General features: G+C 36.7%; 11 protein-coding genes and 1 tRNA gene. 5 read left to right on the forward strand and 7 right to left on the reverse strand.

Annotation, left to right across the window (positions count from 1 at the left end):
* Positions 1–57 precede the first annotated feature (57 nt).
* Positions 58–141: transfer RNA gene (locus LF20184_RS04545), tRNA-Leu, on the forward strand.
* Between the two features lie 49 nt (positions 142–190).
* On the opposite strand, the gene LF20184_RS04550 is transcribed toward LF20184_RS04545, so the two are convergent.
* Both LF20184_RS04550 and LF20184_RS04555 read right to left on the reverse strand, forming a co-directional pair.
* Positions 191–1,564, reverse strand: a complete 1,374-nt coding sequence (locus LF20184_RS04550) for an NAD(P)/FAD-dependent oxidoreductase (protein WP_010019205.1) — start codon at positions 1,562–1,564, stop codon at positions 191–193.
* A 105-nt stretch (positions 1,565–1,669) separates the two neighbouring features.
* Complete coding sequence (locus tag LF20184_RS04555; RefSeq protein ID WP_056945171.1) at positions 1,670–2,059, reverse strand: hypothetical protein; 390 nt, start codon at positions 2,057–2,059, stop codon at positions 1,670–1,672.
* A gap of 156 nt (positions 2,060–2,215) precedes the next feature.
* Between LF20184_RS04555 and mscL the strand changes: the two genes are divergently transcribed.
* Positions 2,216–2,605: a large-conductance mechanosensitive channel protein MscL gene (mscL, locus tag LF20184_RS04560; RefSeq protein WP_010019207.1), complete on the forward strand. Its 390-nt coding sequence runs from the start codon at positions 2,216–2,218 to the stop codon at positions 2,603–2,605.
* Between the two features lie 36 nt (positions 2,606–2,641).
* On the opposite strand, the gene LF20184_RS04565 is transcribed toward mscL, so the two are convergent.
* The 4 genes from LF20184_RS04565 to LF20184_RS04580 all read right to left on the reverse strand — a co-directional run bounded on the left by LF20184_RS04565 (position 2,642) and on the right by LF20184_RS04580 (position 8,262).
* The gene (locus tag LF20184_RS04565) at positions 2,642–3,085 is read right to left on the reverse strand and encodes an ASCH domain-containing protein (protein WP_010019208.1); all 444 of its coding nucleotides are present in this window, start codon (positions 3,083–3,085) and stop codon (positions 2,642–2,644) included.
* 88 nt (positions 3,086–3,173) lie between these two features.
* Positions 3,174–6,101 carry a hypothetical protein gene (locus LF20184_RS04570; RefSeq protein WP_010019209.1) on the reverse strand — a complete coding sequence of 976 codons (2,928 nt, stop codon included), beginning with the start codon at positions 6,099–6,101 and terminating at the stop codon, positions 3,174–3,176.
* A gap of 168 nt (positions 6,102–6,269) precedes the next feature.
* Positions 6,270–7,586 carry a sensor histidine kinase gene (locus LF20184_RS04575; RefSeq protein WP_056945172.1) on the reverse strand — a complete coding sequence of 439 codons (1,317 nt, stop codon included), beginning with the start codon at positions 7,584–7,586 and terminating at the stop codon, positions 6,270–6,272.
* Positions 7,570–8,262, reverse strand: coding sequence for a response regulator transcription factor (locus LF20184_RS04580; protein ID WP_010019210.1), 693 nt, complete (start codon positions 8,260–8,262; stop codon positions 7,570–7,572). Before LF20184_RS04580 ends, LF20184_RS04575 begins: the two co-directional genes overlap by 17 nt.
* A gap of 221 nt (positions 8,263–8,483) precedes the next feature.
* On the opposite strand from LF20184_RS04580, the gene LF20184_RS04585 reads away from it, so the two are divergent.
* Together LF20184_RS04585 and LF20184_RS04590 are read left to right on the forward strand one after the other, a co-directional pair.
* A complete protein-coding gene (locus tag LF20184_RS04585; protein WP_056945177.1) occupies positions 8,484–10,850 on the forward strand; it encodes a glycosyltransferase family 39 protein in 2,367 nt (788 codons plus the stop codon).
* A gap of 20 nt (positions 10,851–10,870) precedes the next feature.
* On the forward strand, positions 10,871–11,839 hold the full coding sequence (locus tag LF20184_RS04590; RefSeq protein WP_010019212.1) for a glycosyltransferase family 2 protein: 969 nt from the start codon (positions 10,871–10,873) through the stop codon (positions 11,837–11,839).
* Between the two features lie 207 nt (positions 11,840–12,046).
* On the opposite strand, the gene LF20184_RS04595 is transcribed toward LF20184_RS04590, so the two are convergent.
* Positions 12,047–13,024 (reverse strand): GMP reductase, encoded by a 978-nt coding sequence (locus LF20184_RS04595; protein ID WP_010019213.1) that lies wholly within the window; start codon positions 13,022–13,024, stop codon positions 12,047–12,049.
* Between the two features lie 307 nt (positions 13,025–13,331).
* On the opposite strand from LF20184_RS04595, the gene glnA reads away from it, so the two are divergent.
* On the forward strand, positions 13,332–14,660 hold the full coding sequence (glnA, locus tag LF20184_RS04600) for a type I glutamate--ammonia ligase (protein WP_010019214.1): 1,329 nt from the start codon (positions 13,332–13,334) through the stop codon (positions 14,658–14,660).
* Positions 14,661–14,889: the final 229 nt, after the last annotated feature.

The raw sequence follows: 14,889 nt of genomic DNA on the forward strand, positions 1-14,889 counted from the left end.
CTCCATTTGTAGTATCATTTTCATTGTAATCTAATTGAAGGATTATTTGTATTATTTGCCGCTGTGGCGGAATTGGCAGACGCGCAACGTTCAGGTCGTTGTATGGTTTTCCATGTATGGGTTCGAATCCCACCAGCGGTATAAAAAAAGAGCTAGGACTGCAATTAAACAGTTCTAGCTCTATTATTTTCTAGAAATCCTTTTCGCCTAAAGCATGTTGAGCAGCAATATTTAAGATACTCCATTGTCTGTCAAATCCAGGTTGGAAGAAGAAATCGGCATCGGCTAAATCCTCAACCGTTAACTTGTGTTGAATAGCTAAAGCCAAAACGTTTCCTTGAGCGGTAATGTCATAAGTCGAAAGAACGGCACCACCTAATAGAACGTGAGAGCTTGGATTGAAGAACAATTGAACACAAACTTCTGGATTGTCTTTTCCGGCAGGGACGTAGGCTGGTCTTAAACTGCCAGTATAGAATGATTTAGCAACTTCAACGTTAGAGCGTTTAGCAGTAAAGCTATTGAGACCACTTTCTGTGAAGTGATAGTCAAAGACGCTCAAAGCTGAAGAACCAACGACACCACCAAATGGTAGGGCAGGTTGTTTTTCGAATAAGTGTTTTACGACGTATCTAGCTTCACGACGAGCTACAGTTGCCAAAGCGATTGGAACGTGATTGTCAGCGGGGATTGAATAAGCTAAAGTGGCATCTCCAATGGCGTAGACGTCAGGTAAGTTTGTTTGTAAATATTCATTAGTCTTGATCCAACCACGAGCATCAAGATCAACAGTGCCTTTAAGCCAGTCGGTATTTGGTTTAACACCAGCAGCTTGGATAACGACATCGCTTGGAATTTCTTCTTTTTCAGTCTTAACAGCTGTCACTTTGTCAGAACCAACGTATTCTTTGATATTGGCACTAGTGATGACTTTAACACCTTTTTCTTCAAGATGTTTAGTTAAAATATCTGTCATTTCGTGGTCAAGATAAGTTCCCAGTGGACGATCGATTACATCCATTAAGGTAACGTTTTTACCAGCTTTGACACTAGCTTCAGCGGCTTCAATTCCGATGTAGCCAGCACCAACGATGGTGATATTTTTGACACTTGAATCTTCTAATTTGTTTTTGATCTTAGTAGCCCAGTCATAGCCACGCATTAAGTAAACATTTTCTAAGTCGCTTCCGGGTACAGGAATTGATTTAGGTGTGACGCCAGAACTTAAAATCAATTTATCATAAGGATATTCAGCTTGTTTGTTGTCCTTAGTATTGATGACTGTGACTGTCTTTTTATCGGCGTTTATCTTAGTAACTTGATGATTATTCAAGATTGCGACATTTTCATTATCTTTGAAATCGCTAGGAGCAAAGTTACGAACATCATTCACGTCGGTAACGCTGTTTTCTAGATAGAGTTCCATCCCACAGGACATGAATGAAACAAAATCTCCAGCTTCGAATAACTTGATATCCACGTCATCGTAACGCTTCAATAGTTCCAAAATTGATTGATGGCCACCATGTGAGGCACCAACAATTATTACATTAGTCTTTGACATAAAAAAACCTCCGTATTATTAGAAAACTTGTTACAAATACAGAGTAAGCTTTAATTTGGTAGGTGTCAAAAGTTAAGTTAATCGACAACTGTAAATAAGTTAGCCTTAACTAAAAATGAGCTTTGAAAGAATCTCAGTGAGGTTTTTAGCTGACATAACGTGACCCTCTTGATTGAGAATCGATTCAATTTGTTGTTTGGTATCTTGTTCCTTGAGCTTTTTTAAATATTGAAACCCTAAAACTGTTAGGCCATTGAATTTGATTAAAGTAACGTATTTTAGAGGACTAATCGTTGCTGAAATCAAATCATCATTGATCATATTCAAAGCCATTTCTTGAATATTTTGAATTAAAAATGAATTAGGTTCGTCACTAGCAATGTAGTCTTTAACAATTTGATAGTGCTGTGATTCATCGAGTAAAGCTTGTAAGTCTTTGGGATTTTTATCAGCGATGATTTCAAGAATCATTTTGTACATTTCAAAGTCGTTCATGTGTTCACAACCTTTCTAATAGCATTATAAATTAAATTGTTAGTTAAAAGCAGTTGATTTTGACGATTTGTACAGGAAAAATTGCTAAATAATTTGCACAAAAGACCCTAAAAACGCCATAATTAAAGGTAGAAATCAATTTAGGAGATTGGAATTATGATAAAGGAATTCAAAGAATTTATTAGCCGCGGCAACGTTATGGACTTAGCCGTTGGTGTAATTATGGGTGCTGCTTTTACAGCCATTGTGCAATCTTTGGTAAGTAACTTGATCAATCCGTTGATTGGTTTGTTCTTAGGTAAGATTGACTTGAGTAGTTTAGTTTTCAAAGTAGGGGACGCAACCTTCAAATATGGGACGTTCATTGAATCTATCATTAACTTCTTGATTATCGCCTTTGTAGTGTTCTTGTTAGTTAAAGTGATGAACAAAATTATCAAGAGTCGCGATGAAGAAGAAGCTGAACCAGAAGAAACTAAAGAAGACGAAATGGTCATGTATCTAAAGAAGATTTCTGAAGCTTTAGATGAAAAGAAAGATAATTAAAAAGCGAAACTAGAGTGATATCTAGTCTCGCTTTTTTTAGTAGATACGTTTGAAGACTTCGCACAAACAAGGAATTTCATCGTTGAATTCTTTGCCAGCAGCTTGGTATTCTTTTTTGAAAAAGTCAGTATGTACTTCACGCCAGTAGTCTAAAGTCTGGTCGCCTTCACCTTCATGATAAGCATGTTCAGCACTGACATATTTAAATGGAACAACTTCGGTTACCAATGTTTCAGTGATGCAAAGTGGGTTTTCATCGCCATCTAAAATGATATTGTAATCGCCGACTTGGGGCATGTATTCATTTGGTTCGTACAAATCATAGGCAGAAGTTGTAGCCGTTTTTACGCCATCATAAACTAAATGCGCTAATTTATCTGGTTCGCCACCAAAGGTTGTAATATCGCCTAATGGGTAGTAGAGCGAGTTTTTATCACGCAAAAAATTGAACCAATAATCTTGGATTTTTTCTTTATCCATACTTGGACACCTCATAATATCAGTATATTTTTATTAAAACATAATTTAACAAAAAACCACAAATCCAATTTGAATTTGTGGTTAAAAATTATTGAACGGAATCGACAGTTTGCCAAGTCCAATGACTGACATATTTTCCACTCGAAGCGCCATTTTCACCAGATCTGAATCTGATTTTGAGGTTCTTTAAAACATCTTCAGTTAAATTAGTCTTGTATTCCCATTGAGGACCAGTTTTTTGTGCTGACTGGCCGATAATTAAATCATCGCCATTGATGAGTTTATCTTTCCAGTAAACATCGTGAACTAAAGCTTCTTTAGGAGATTCAGTTCGAGTTTCTTCATCAGGTGTGTCAATATTGGCTAAACTATCATCATCGTTTCCTTCATTGTGTTTCTCTTCTTTATAGAATTTGTCCATCTTTAAACTAACCGAGATAGGAGGAGCATCTTGTTGACGGTAGTCGCCTAAGACAATATTTCCTTCTTTGATAGTTGGTTTGACTGGAGTACCACCTGTAGGAGAGACTGCCAAAGTTCCAAAGTCGATTTCTTCCGGTGCTGATAAGGTTAAACCTCCGGGAACGTGCTGGAAGTAGAAACTATCAGTACCAACGAGACCTTCTTCATCGACAATTTTAAAGACGATTTTATTTTTGTCGAAGTTATTACAACAAGAAATATCTAAGCCATCAATATCGCCAATGTTTAGTTGTCCTAGGGTAGGATTGGCGATATTTTCACGAACGATTTTTTCATCATGATTGTTGATTTGATAAGAAATGGACTTGATTTTTTTGCTATCTTTATCGGACCAGGTTCCTTTAATATCAATCGATTCACCATAGACTTTATAAGGATTTTTAGAAGTTGCTCCTGGAGAAGTTACGTCAATTTGCGGTTCATTAGTAACTGGTTTACTGATTTTTAGGACGTGTTCTTGTGTTTGTGAACGGTGTCCTTCTTTATCGACCATATAGAATCGAATCGTGTGCATACCGGAATCTAAGCCTTTTAGAGGTAAGTTGACCTTGGTAATGTCGTTGAGTTTACCATTAAAGGCATCGTTTGAGGACTGTGAGCGATTGAAGAGAATTTGATCATCTTCAGGATCTTCACTGTCAATTGAGTAGTACATCGTAACGTCAGTACTATCGAAGTCATACCAAGTACCGGTAATTGGCAACTTGCCTTTGCGGTCTTGAAACTCCTTGTCGGAAATCACTTGGGGGTTGTCAGAGGTTCCGTGTAGATCTAATTCAAAGACGGGGTTAAAAGTCGTACCTTTGACGTCGATTTGTGATTCGTATTCTAGTTTAATGGTTTGACCAATCAATAAGTCTCTAGGGGATGTTCGCATCGTTAAACCAGCATCCCAAGTCGGGTCATTTTCTTTAACTCCCAGACGACCGCCAACGTCTTTTCTTCCAAGATCACCTTTGTCCCAATGATCTGAAAAAGCATTATAGAGTTTTTCTGCAACGTATGGTGAGCGATAACCAGGGATATCATCGTTGAAAAATTTTGTCGGTTTAGTACCACCTATTAAGCTCCAAGTATGATCGTCTTTTCCAACTTTCCATGGGTAGTATCTTTCGTTAGAAGGGATAATTTCAATTAATCCAGGACTGTGCATGAATCCTTTGGTAGCAATGTAGGATTTACTTGAAGAACGACCGGCCCAGCCAGCGGGACCATTTTCACGGTTTAGATAGTAGGTAGTTCGGACTTGGTTGTCTCCAGATTGCATGTACATTCCGCGTTGATTTCCAAGAGCACGTAATTTCACGTAATTTCCAATGGCCTTACCACGGTTATCTCTAATTTCTTGATTATCTTTATTTAAAGAAAGGTCATGATTGGAAAGACCTACGAAGTTGCCGAAAGCATATTTTCCGGTATTTTTAAAAGCAATTTTTGTTTGTACGCGTCCAACTTTGTTGAAACTCAATTTAATAGTAGTGGTAATTTCTGGATTGTTACGACCTTTTTTATAGGCATAAAAAGCCTTTTGATGAAAAACCATTTTTTGTTCTTCAAAGCCAGTTTTGGGATTAGTTCGATAATAAAATTTGGGCGTATCTAACATAGCATAACTTTCACCAATTTTATTGGGACCACTAACACCAGGTACGCCTTTACCATCACTTTCAATTACGTAGTTATAAAGACTATTTGAAGTATAACTACGTGGAGAACCAATTGATCGATCTTCAACTCCACGGGGCTTCTCTTTTAATCCCATATTGATAACTGAGACCATATCGTAGTCATTTTCTTGATGATCACCGTAGTGGTCGGTATAAATGTGATTTCCTTTTGCCTTAGCACCGTCTTCGATTCGACTACCTTTGCTTGCATACAAGACAGCTGTTCCCGGAGTTGTTAAACTATCAATTCGAGAGTTTCCGCGGGGTCCAAAGGCATCACTGATCGACATTCTTTGAATAGCATAGTTATAATCGCCAAAGTATAAAAGTGGGCGGGTACTGGAACCGTCACTGTGTTCGAGAATAGGGCCTTCACTGACTTTTAGCATTTCTGAGAAGACCCAGCCAGATGCATCTTCCTCGTCATCAGTCGAAGTAACAACATCTCTAGTTTGATTTGTATCGTTGACATCGTAATTAAAAATCTCTTCACCATTTATTTTATGAACGGATAAAGTAAATGGTTTTTGATTATCAACGAGTAGTTTAAAAGAGATTTTGTTTGGATCTAATTTGACAATAGTTTCATTTTTCTCTGAATCATCTAAAACGTTGTCTTCACCGAGTTCTTTTTTTAGAGCCTCGATATCGAGTACTTTTTTTTCAGTGGTTTTTAAAACTAATTCTTTTTGATCTTCTAAAACGTAGCTGACGATTATTTCGGTATTGTCCTTGTGCGGGAAAACTTGAGCAATGTCAGCGTCAGTCAGAGGAGTATCAGTTGTTTCTGCTTTAACAGAAGTAGTGCTGAATAATAACAAAAGACTACTGATTAAAATTAATAACAATAAACTTTTCTTTTTCATAAGATTCCTCCCATATACAACTTTGAAATCTTATCATTTTATTAAGAAGTGACTAATTCAAAAATTTAAAATTGAGTTTTTGAGAAATGAACTATGATTTATGAAAAAGAAAATAAAAAATATTAACCAATTATCCTATTTGAGATTGGTTAATATTTTTTTAGGTTTTTATTTATGCTTAATGGGTAGCTCAACGACGAATTCGCTGCCATGAGGAAGATTGTCACGAACAAAGATATGTCCTTGGTGATTAGCAACGATTTGTTTGGCGATTGCTAGACCCAGTCCGTGGCCACCGCTACTTTGGTTTCTGGACTTGTCGACACGATAAAATCTACCAAAAATTTTCTTCTTGTCACTGTCTTTAATACCAACACCTGTATCAGAAATGATGAATTGATATTTAGAACCTTCGATTTGGTCATAAATTTTAATAGTGCCGTTTTTCGGAGTGTATTTAGTAGCGTTGTCTAACAAAATTATCAGTAATTGTTTAATTTTATTGCGGTCCAAATATAAAGTAGGTTGATGATTGAGGTTGATTTGAAAGACTTTTGACTGAGAATTGATAATATCTTTGAATGGCTCAATTGGATCTTTCAAAAATAATTGTGGCTCAGTATATTCGAAATTCAATTTGGTCGTAGCCTGGTCAAAACGGGCTAGATCCAGAAGGTTGTTAGTTAAAGAATTGAGACGATTGACTTCATCGAGTGAGACAGAAATTGCTTCTGCTTCATCGATGATTTTTTTATTTGGCTTGGTCAACATGTACTCGAGTTTTCCTTGAATGATAGTCAAAGGAGTCCGCAATTCGTGGGCTGCATCGTTGACGAATTCAGTTTGTTGCTTCCAGGATTTGACGATTGGCAACATATTGATTCGAGCTAAGAAATAGGAAATTACCAAAGCTATGATCCAAAAGATGAAGAAAGTAAGAATCAAGATTTTCTCGAAATTCTCCATTGTCTGAATCTGAGTATCAATATTTTGCATGATCAAAACATAATGACCAGCATACATAGGATTATTATTTTTTTTGGAAACTTTTATTAAAACAGAACGGAAATTCATATTATGAACAACGATGGTTTGTTTCTTGTTAATATTTTTTTTATTTAAATTGATATTTTTCAAAGCCGAATAGCGATTACCTAAACTGCTTTTATTCAACAATTTACCGTTATCATCAAAAACTAAGATTGAAGCTTGAAAAGGCATCTTCGGATTGGGTTTATTTTGTTGGACGGGATGGTCGGGTCCAGGATTGGAATCGTCTTGTTTTTGCATATTAGGTTGTTTTTTAACGGAAGCAATTTGTTCGCGCATATCTTTATCGATGCTTTTGTAAGTCGATGATTGAAACAAATTAAAGATAATGAGTCCTAAAGTTAAGAACAAAACGGCAAAGGAGGCCATGATTGATAAGAATAATTTGAACTGTTGGCGGCGAGTGATTTTTGATTGTTTAGACTTCAGTTTCATCTTGGAAAATATACCCAACGTTTCTGATAGTTTTAATTAAATTATCGTTTTGAGATGGTCGTAGTTTTTTACGCAAATTACTCATATAAACTTCAACGACTGTGATGGAAGTGTCAGAGTCAAAGCCCCAAATACGTTCAAAGATTTGATCTTTAGTCAAAATAGTATTCTTATTTTGCAATAAGTAGACTAATAAATCATATTCTTTGCCGTTTAAAGCAATAGTTTTGCCGTCACTAGTAGTTTCGTGAGTATTCAAATTAACTTCAAGATTTCTGATTCGTAAGATAGAATCATCCGCTAAAGTACCACTTCGTTTGAGAAGTGCTTTGACCCTAGCCAATAACTCTTCACGATGGAAAGGTTTAGTTAGATAGTCATCAGCACCGAGATTGAACCCATGAACCTTGTCATCGATATCGGCCTTGGCAGTCAAAATCAAAACCGGCGTGTTGATTTTATCTTTACGAATATTCTTTAAAACATCGTAGCCATTCATTTCGGGCAACATAATATCTAAGATTATCAAATCGTAGACATCTTCGGTTGCAGCAAATTTACCACTCAAGCCATCACTTTCAATGTCGACTTGTGAAAAGTCACTTAAAAAGGCAGCAATATTATTAGCTAAGTTTCCATCGTCTTCAACTACTAAAATTCTTATACTATTTGACATTTTGTACTCCTCTTATTGATTCTGAATATAATTATAAAGCATATTTTTTAATTTAAGCTTAATTTAAGCTATTTTGGCTAATCTTGTCCTTGTCATAACGAAAGGAATTTGAGCAGATGAAAAATAAATCACAATTAAAATCGATTTTATGTTCGATACTAGTTTATTCAATCATTTGTTTCTTTATAAATATTGTTTTCTAAGATGGGAGAAGATAAATGATGGAATCAAAAGATTTACGACGTGAAACAAGACGTCAAAATAAATTTTTCGATAAATTAAGAAATATTAAGTATGACTATTGGCTGATTGCCATTTTGATTTTAGCGGCGTTTCTGTATGCCTGGAATATTTGGGAAGCAGGAGAGGCTAATAATTTCTATACTGCGGCAATCGTTAGTATGACCAAGAGTTTCAAAAATTTCTGGTATGCCAGTTTTGATCCTGCCGGTTTTATTACCGTTGATAAGCCACCGGTAGCTCTATGGTTTATGACGATCAGTGCCAAAATTTTTGGTGTTCATGGCTGGAGCGTTGTTTTACCATCAATTTTATTTGGAATCGGGTCAGTTTACCTGATTTACAACTTGGTTTCGAAACGTTTTGGTAAAATTCCAGCACGAATTGCAGCATTAATTATGACTTTAACGCCAATCGTTGTAGCAGATTCTCGGACCAATAATATGGATGCAACTTTAGTTTTCTTCCTATTATTGTCAGTCTGGTTCGTTCAAAAGGCAGTTTTGAAGCAACAGCAACGCTTTTTGTGGATTGGTTTTGCCTTAGTTGGATTTTCGTTTAACATCAAAATGCTACAAGCTTTCATGATTTTACCAGCACTTTATCTTTACTATTGGTTAAGCGCTCAAGTTAACTGGAAAAAGAAAATAATGCATTTGTCGATTGCAACGGTCTTTTTAGCAGTTTTCACTTTGATTTGGCCATTGTCAGTTGACATGACTAATTCTTCAAATCGCCCTTATGAAGGTGGTTCTGAAACTAACTCAGCTTTGGAACTAGCCTTTGGATATAACGGAACTCAACGACTCCTTGGTCAAACGACCGGTACTGGTGGAGCTTTCCCAGGAATGGGTAATAAATCATCTAAGAGTTCTGAGTCGATGACGCCACCATCAAACAAGAGTACTAGTGGTAAAAAATCAAGCAATAATGCTCCAACGCCACCTAGTGGGACTAAGAAAGCTAGTTCAAAAGGTAACCCACCTGCAAAGCCTAGTTCTAAAAAGGGCAATGCTCCAAGTATCCCTTCGGGTAATAAGAAACAAGGAACAATGACCGGTGGTGGCGGTGGTGGCGGCGGTGCCTTCAATATTGGTACTGCTGGACCATTCAGATTATTGCAAAAAGAATTAGGACCACAAATTAGTTGGTTAATGTTGTTAGCAGTCTTTGGTGTCATTTCTAGTTATGCCTATTTCAGAAATTCCAAGATGAAGAAATGGTATGCTTTGACGCCACAAAGAAAAGAACTTTGGCTTTGGTTAGGCTGGCTAGTTCCCGTCGGAGGATTTTTCTCAGTAGCTAGTTTCTTCCATCCATACTATACGATTATGTTGGCTCCAGCGATGGCTGCTTTAGCCGGGATTGGAATCTATACAATGATCAAGCAATGGAGAGAAAAATCACTCTGGTCTATGCTTTTGCCGATTTCAATTCTAACGACAAGTATTTTACAAGCTTGGTACTTGAATGACTACTATCCAACTTTGAGCTGGATCTTATTGATTGCTGGGATCATCATTTCAATTCCATTATTCGTTTTACCTTGGATTGCAATCAAGTTGAAGAATAAACGAGTTTGGCCAATTACAGCTTTAATAATTGTTATGTTAGCTCCAACTTGGTGGTCATTGACCCCAACCTTAGCTGGTTCTAGTGACGGAATTCCAAGTGCTGGACCATCATTGCTTTCTTCAGTAGGCGGTGGTGGCGGCATGGGTAATTCTCAAGTCGATACAACGCTTTTGAAGTATTTACAAAAACATCAAGGTAACGCTGAGTACTTATTTGCTACTGATGACTCAAGTACTGCTGCTCCATACATTATTAAAACTGGTGAAGCAGTCATGGCTATGGGTGGCTTTAACGGAACTGATAAAGCTATCACCTTGAAACAATTTAAGAAATTAGTCAAAGAAGGCAAGGTCAAATATTACTATTCTGGTGGCAAGACTGGCGGTTCCAATAATCAAATTGTAAATTGGATCAAGAAACACGCCAAAAAGGTCACTTTAAGCAGTAGTAATATCCAAACTAATAATTCTAGTTCGGTGACAGTTGTTTCAAAGACTAAATCTAATGGTCAAATGTCAGGTGGTTCAACAAATCCACCATCAAATCCTAGTTCTTCAAGTAACACTGGCAGTGCTCCAGGAGGCAATGCGCCAAGTGGAGGACCAAATGGCAATTTGCAAAAGCCAACTGGTAAGAAGAAATTGACTAAGAAACAATTGAAGAAAATGAAGAAATCTATGAAGAATGGTCAACCTGGACAAGGACAAAACTCAGGTCAAGGTGGACCCGGACAATCAGGAACGCTTTATGATTTATCAAGTATTTATAAATAATCAATGAAAGGAATGTTCTCATGAAAAATCAATTGATCTCAATCGTTTTACCGGTTTTCAATGAAGAAGCTGGTATTCAGGCTACGATTGATACGTTATTAAATTATATTGAACAGCAAGAAGAAAATTATGAACTGATTTTTGTTGATGATGGTTCAAAAGATAAATCAGTAGAAATTATCAAACGAGCTTTGGCTCAAAATGATCACATCAAACTAGTTGAGTTCTCACGTAATTTTGGACACCAATTGGCTATTACGGCCGGTTTGGAATACACCAAAGGGGATGCAGTCGTGGTTATGGATGCTGATTTGCAAGATCCACCTGAAGTGATTCCCCAGATGATAAAAAAATGGCGCGAAGGTTATCAGATAGTTTATGGTAAAAGAATGCAAAGAGATGGCGAAACGATTTTTAAAAAGTTCACCGCCAAAATGTTTTACCGAACTTTCCAAAAATTAGCAACAATCAACATGCCTTTGGATACAGGTGATTTTCGTTTAATGGATCGACGTGCCGTCCAACAGTTACTAAAATTGCATGAAAAAGATCCTTTTGTTCGTGGACAAGTGACATGGATTGGTTTCAAACAAACGAGTGTTTTGTATCATCGTCAAGAACGAATTGCCGGTGAAACGAAATATCCTTTGTCAAAAATGATTAAATTAGCAGTTGATGGGATCACATCGTTTTCCATGAAACCATTGCACTTCGTTAATTTATTTTCAGTTGTGCCCTTGACCAGTGGAGTATTCTCATTGGGATATCTAATTGCGACAAGTAATTACAGCTTTGCATCAATTGGTATAACAGTGTTATTATTCACCTTGGGTCTATTGATGCTATCAATTGGTATACTCGGTAGTTATTTAGGCAGAGTCTTGGATCAAGTAAATAATCGTCCACGATTTATTGTTAGCAAGACTGAAGGATTTGAAGAGAGAAATAAAGGAATTCATCATTTTTCGGCTCGACAAATTAATAATTAAATAAAAATAGAAATAGTCTTTTATACCTTAAAAGCTTTCATGCTTTTTAATTCCCAATTTATGTGTTACAGTAATGTTAAATTTGATAGTTATTAAGTTGTTTGATGGACAACGATTCTTATCAAATTGAACATGAACTATCCCATTCATAAAAAAGAAGCTAACGAACACCCAGTCGTCAGCTTCTTTTTTTTATGGATTAATAAATTAATATACATCACCATTGTAAATTGAATTTTTAACAATTACATAATCAACTTTGCGTAGGGAACTTAAGTCTTTTCCTCCCGCATAAGAGATCGATGATTGTAAGTCTTGTTTCATTTCAGTTAAGGTGTCCATGATCTCGCCCTTGTAAGGTACGAGCATTCTTTTACCCTCAACGTTTTTGTATTCGCCTTTTTGGTATTGAGATGCGGAACCAAAGTAAGCTTTATATTTTTGACCATCTTTTTCGATGATCTTACCAGGGGATTCTTTGTGCCCAGCAAGTAAGGAACCGATCATGACCATATCGGCACCGAAACGAACTGATTTGGCAATATCACCGTCGTTTCTAACGCCACCGTCAGCGATAATAGGTTTGCTAGCAGCTTTGGCACAAAGTCTTAGAGCAGCTAATTGCCAACCACCAGTACCAAAACCGGTTTTTAATTTAGTGATGCAGACCTTGCCTGGTCCAATTCCGACTTTAGTAGCATCGGCACCAGCATTTTCCAATTCACGGACGGCTTCAGGAGTACCAACGTTACCGGCGATAAGGAAAGTGTCTGGTAATTTGTTTTTGATGTATTTGATCATATCGATGACGCGGTCACTGTGTCCGTGGGCAACGTCGATCGTAATGTAATCAGGCTTTAAGTGTTCGGAAACTACTTGGTCAATGAAGGTATATTCGTCTTTTTTAATACCAACACTGATAGAAGTAAATAAGTCTTTTTGGTTCATCGTTTTGATGAAGTCTATTCTAGTTTCAGGTTCGAAACGGTGCATAACGTAGAAGTAACCATTGGTAGCTAACTTTTCGGCGAGATTTTCATCAATGATCGTTTGCATGTTAGCAGGGACTACCGGAATTTTAAATGTTTTCGGACCAAATTTGATAGTGGTATCGCATTCAGAACGGCTGTCGACGATACATTTATTCGGAATTAGTTGAATATCTTCGTAATCAAAAACTTGCATTTATTATCCACTCCATTAATAACGAACAATTATTATTTTTATATTCCATTTCGTTCGTATCTATAATTTAACTGGAAAATCGAAAGAAGTCAATCGAAATCTGTTAATAAAGTTATTTATTGTGATAGAATTTTCGTATATGATTATTTTGTTATTTAATATTGGAATTTATTGAAAATTTAAATGAAAATATTTGACACTGATAAACGTAATTGGTAGTATCATCATATTGTTAATGAAACGCTATGATGATGGCGTTTATTGGCGACCTTCAAAAAATCGGTATATACAATAGGAGTGGTTAAAAGTGCAACAGTATACTGCAGAAGATATTACAAAAATGGTAAAAGATGAAAACGTTGAGTTTATTTGTCTGATGTTTACAGATATCAACGGAATCATCAAGAACGTTGAAGTTCCAGTATCACAATTGGATAAAGTTTTAGCAAATAAGATTACTTTCGACGGTTCATCAATCGATGGTTTTACTCGTATTGAAGAAAGTGACATGCTTTTGCATCCCGATTTATCAACTTGGTTGATTTTCCCATGGGGAGAAGAACACGGTAAGGTAGCTCGTTTGATCTGTGATATTTACAAGACCGATGGAACACCTTTTGAAGGAGATCCACGTGTTAACTTAAAACGTATCATCAAAAAGATGCATGATATGGGTTACACTCATTTCAATATTGGACCAGAGCCAGAATTCTTCTTGTTCAATACAGATGAACATGGCAATCCAACTTTGCATCTAAACGATGATGGTAGTTATTTCGACTTCTCACCAGTTGATTTGGGTGTGAATGTTCGTAAGGATATTGTTTTAGGATTAGAAAAGATGGGCTTTGAAGTTGAAGCTAGTCACCACGAAGTTGCACCGGGCCAACAAGAAATCGACTTCAAGTATCAAGATGCTATTTCTGCCGCCGACAGTATCGAAACTTTCAAATTGGTAGTTAAAACAATCGCTAAAGAACACGGCTTGTATGCAACCTTCATGCCAAAACCTGTTCAAGGTATCAATGGTTCAGGTATGCATATCAATATGTCACTATTTAATGGTGATGATAATATCTTTGACGATGCCAATGATATGCTTTCACCAACTGCTAAGAAATTTATGAGTGGTTTATTGAAACATGCACGTGCATTAACAGCTGTCAATAATCCAACTGTTAACTCATACAAACGTTTGGTTCCTGGCTATGAAGCACCAACTTACATTGCTTGGTCAAGTAAGAACCGTTCACCATTGATTCGAGTACCAGCAGCTAAAGGTAAGTCAAAACGTATCGAAATGAGAAGTGTGGATCCTACAACTAATCCATACCTCGCTATTGCATGTATCCTCGATGCAGGTCTTGACGGTATTGCTAGTGGCTACGATCTAATGCCAGAAGTAAAAGATAATATTTATGAAATGTCAGAAGAAAAACGTCGTGAGGAAGGTATCGTTGATTTGCCATCAACTTTGCACAACTCCTTGAAAGCACTTCGCAAAGATGAATACGTTCAACAATCACTAGGCAAGGGACTAAGTAATAGTTTCTTCGCTGCTAAGAATGCTGAATGGGCAAGATATCAACAAACTGTTTCCCAATGGGAAAGAGATACTTACATGTCTCAATATTAAAAATTAGAAGCTTGATCGAAAGGTCGAGCTTTTTTTGATGCAATCGTGTGAAATCGCCTTCAAAAGCCTATTGATTCAATGTTTAACTAAATATTTTTATATAGGCTAATCACTGGTATTTGCCAAAATTTAATGTTAAGATTTGGCGTAATCAAAATTCTGATTACTGCTTTCCCCCCAGAGAGCATAAAGACCTCAACCAACTTTGGCTGAGGTCTTTTTTTTAAAA

Source organism: Companilactobacillus farciminis KCTC 3681 = DSM 20184 (assembly GCF_002706745.1).
Lineage (GTDB): Bacteria > Bacillota > Bacilli > Lactobacillales > Lactobacillaceae > Companilactobacillus > Companilactobacillus farciminis.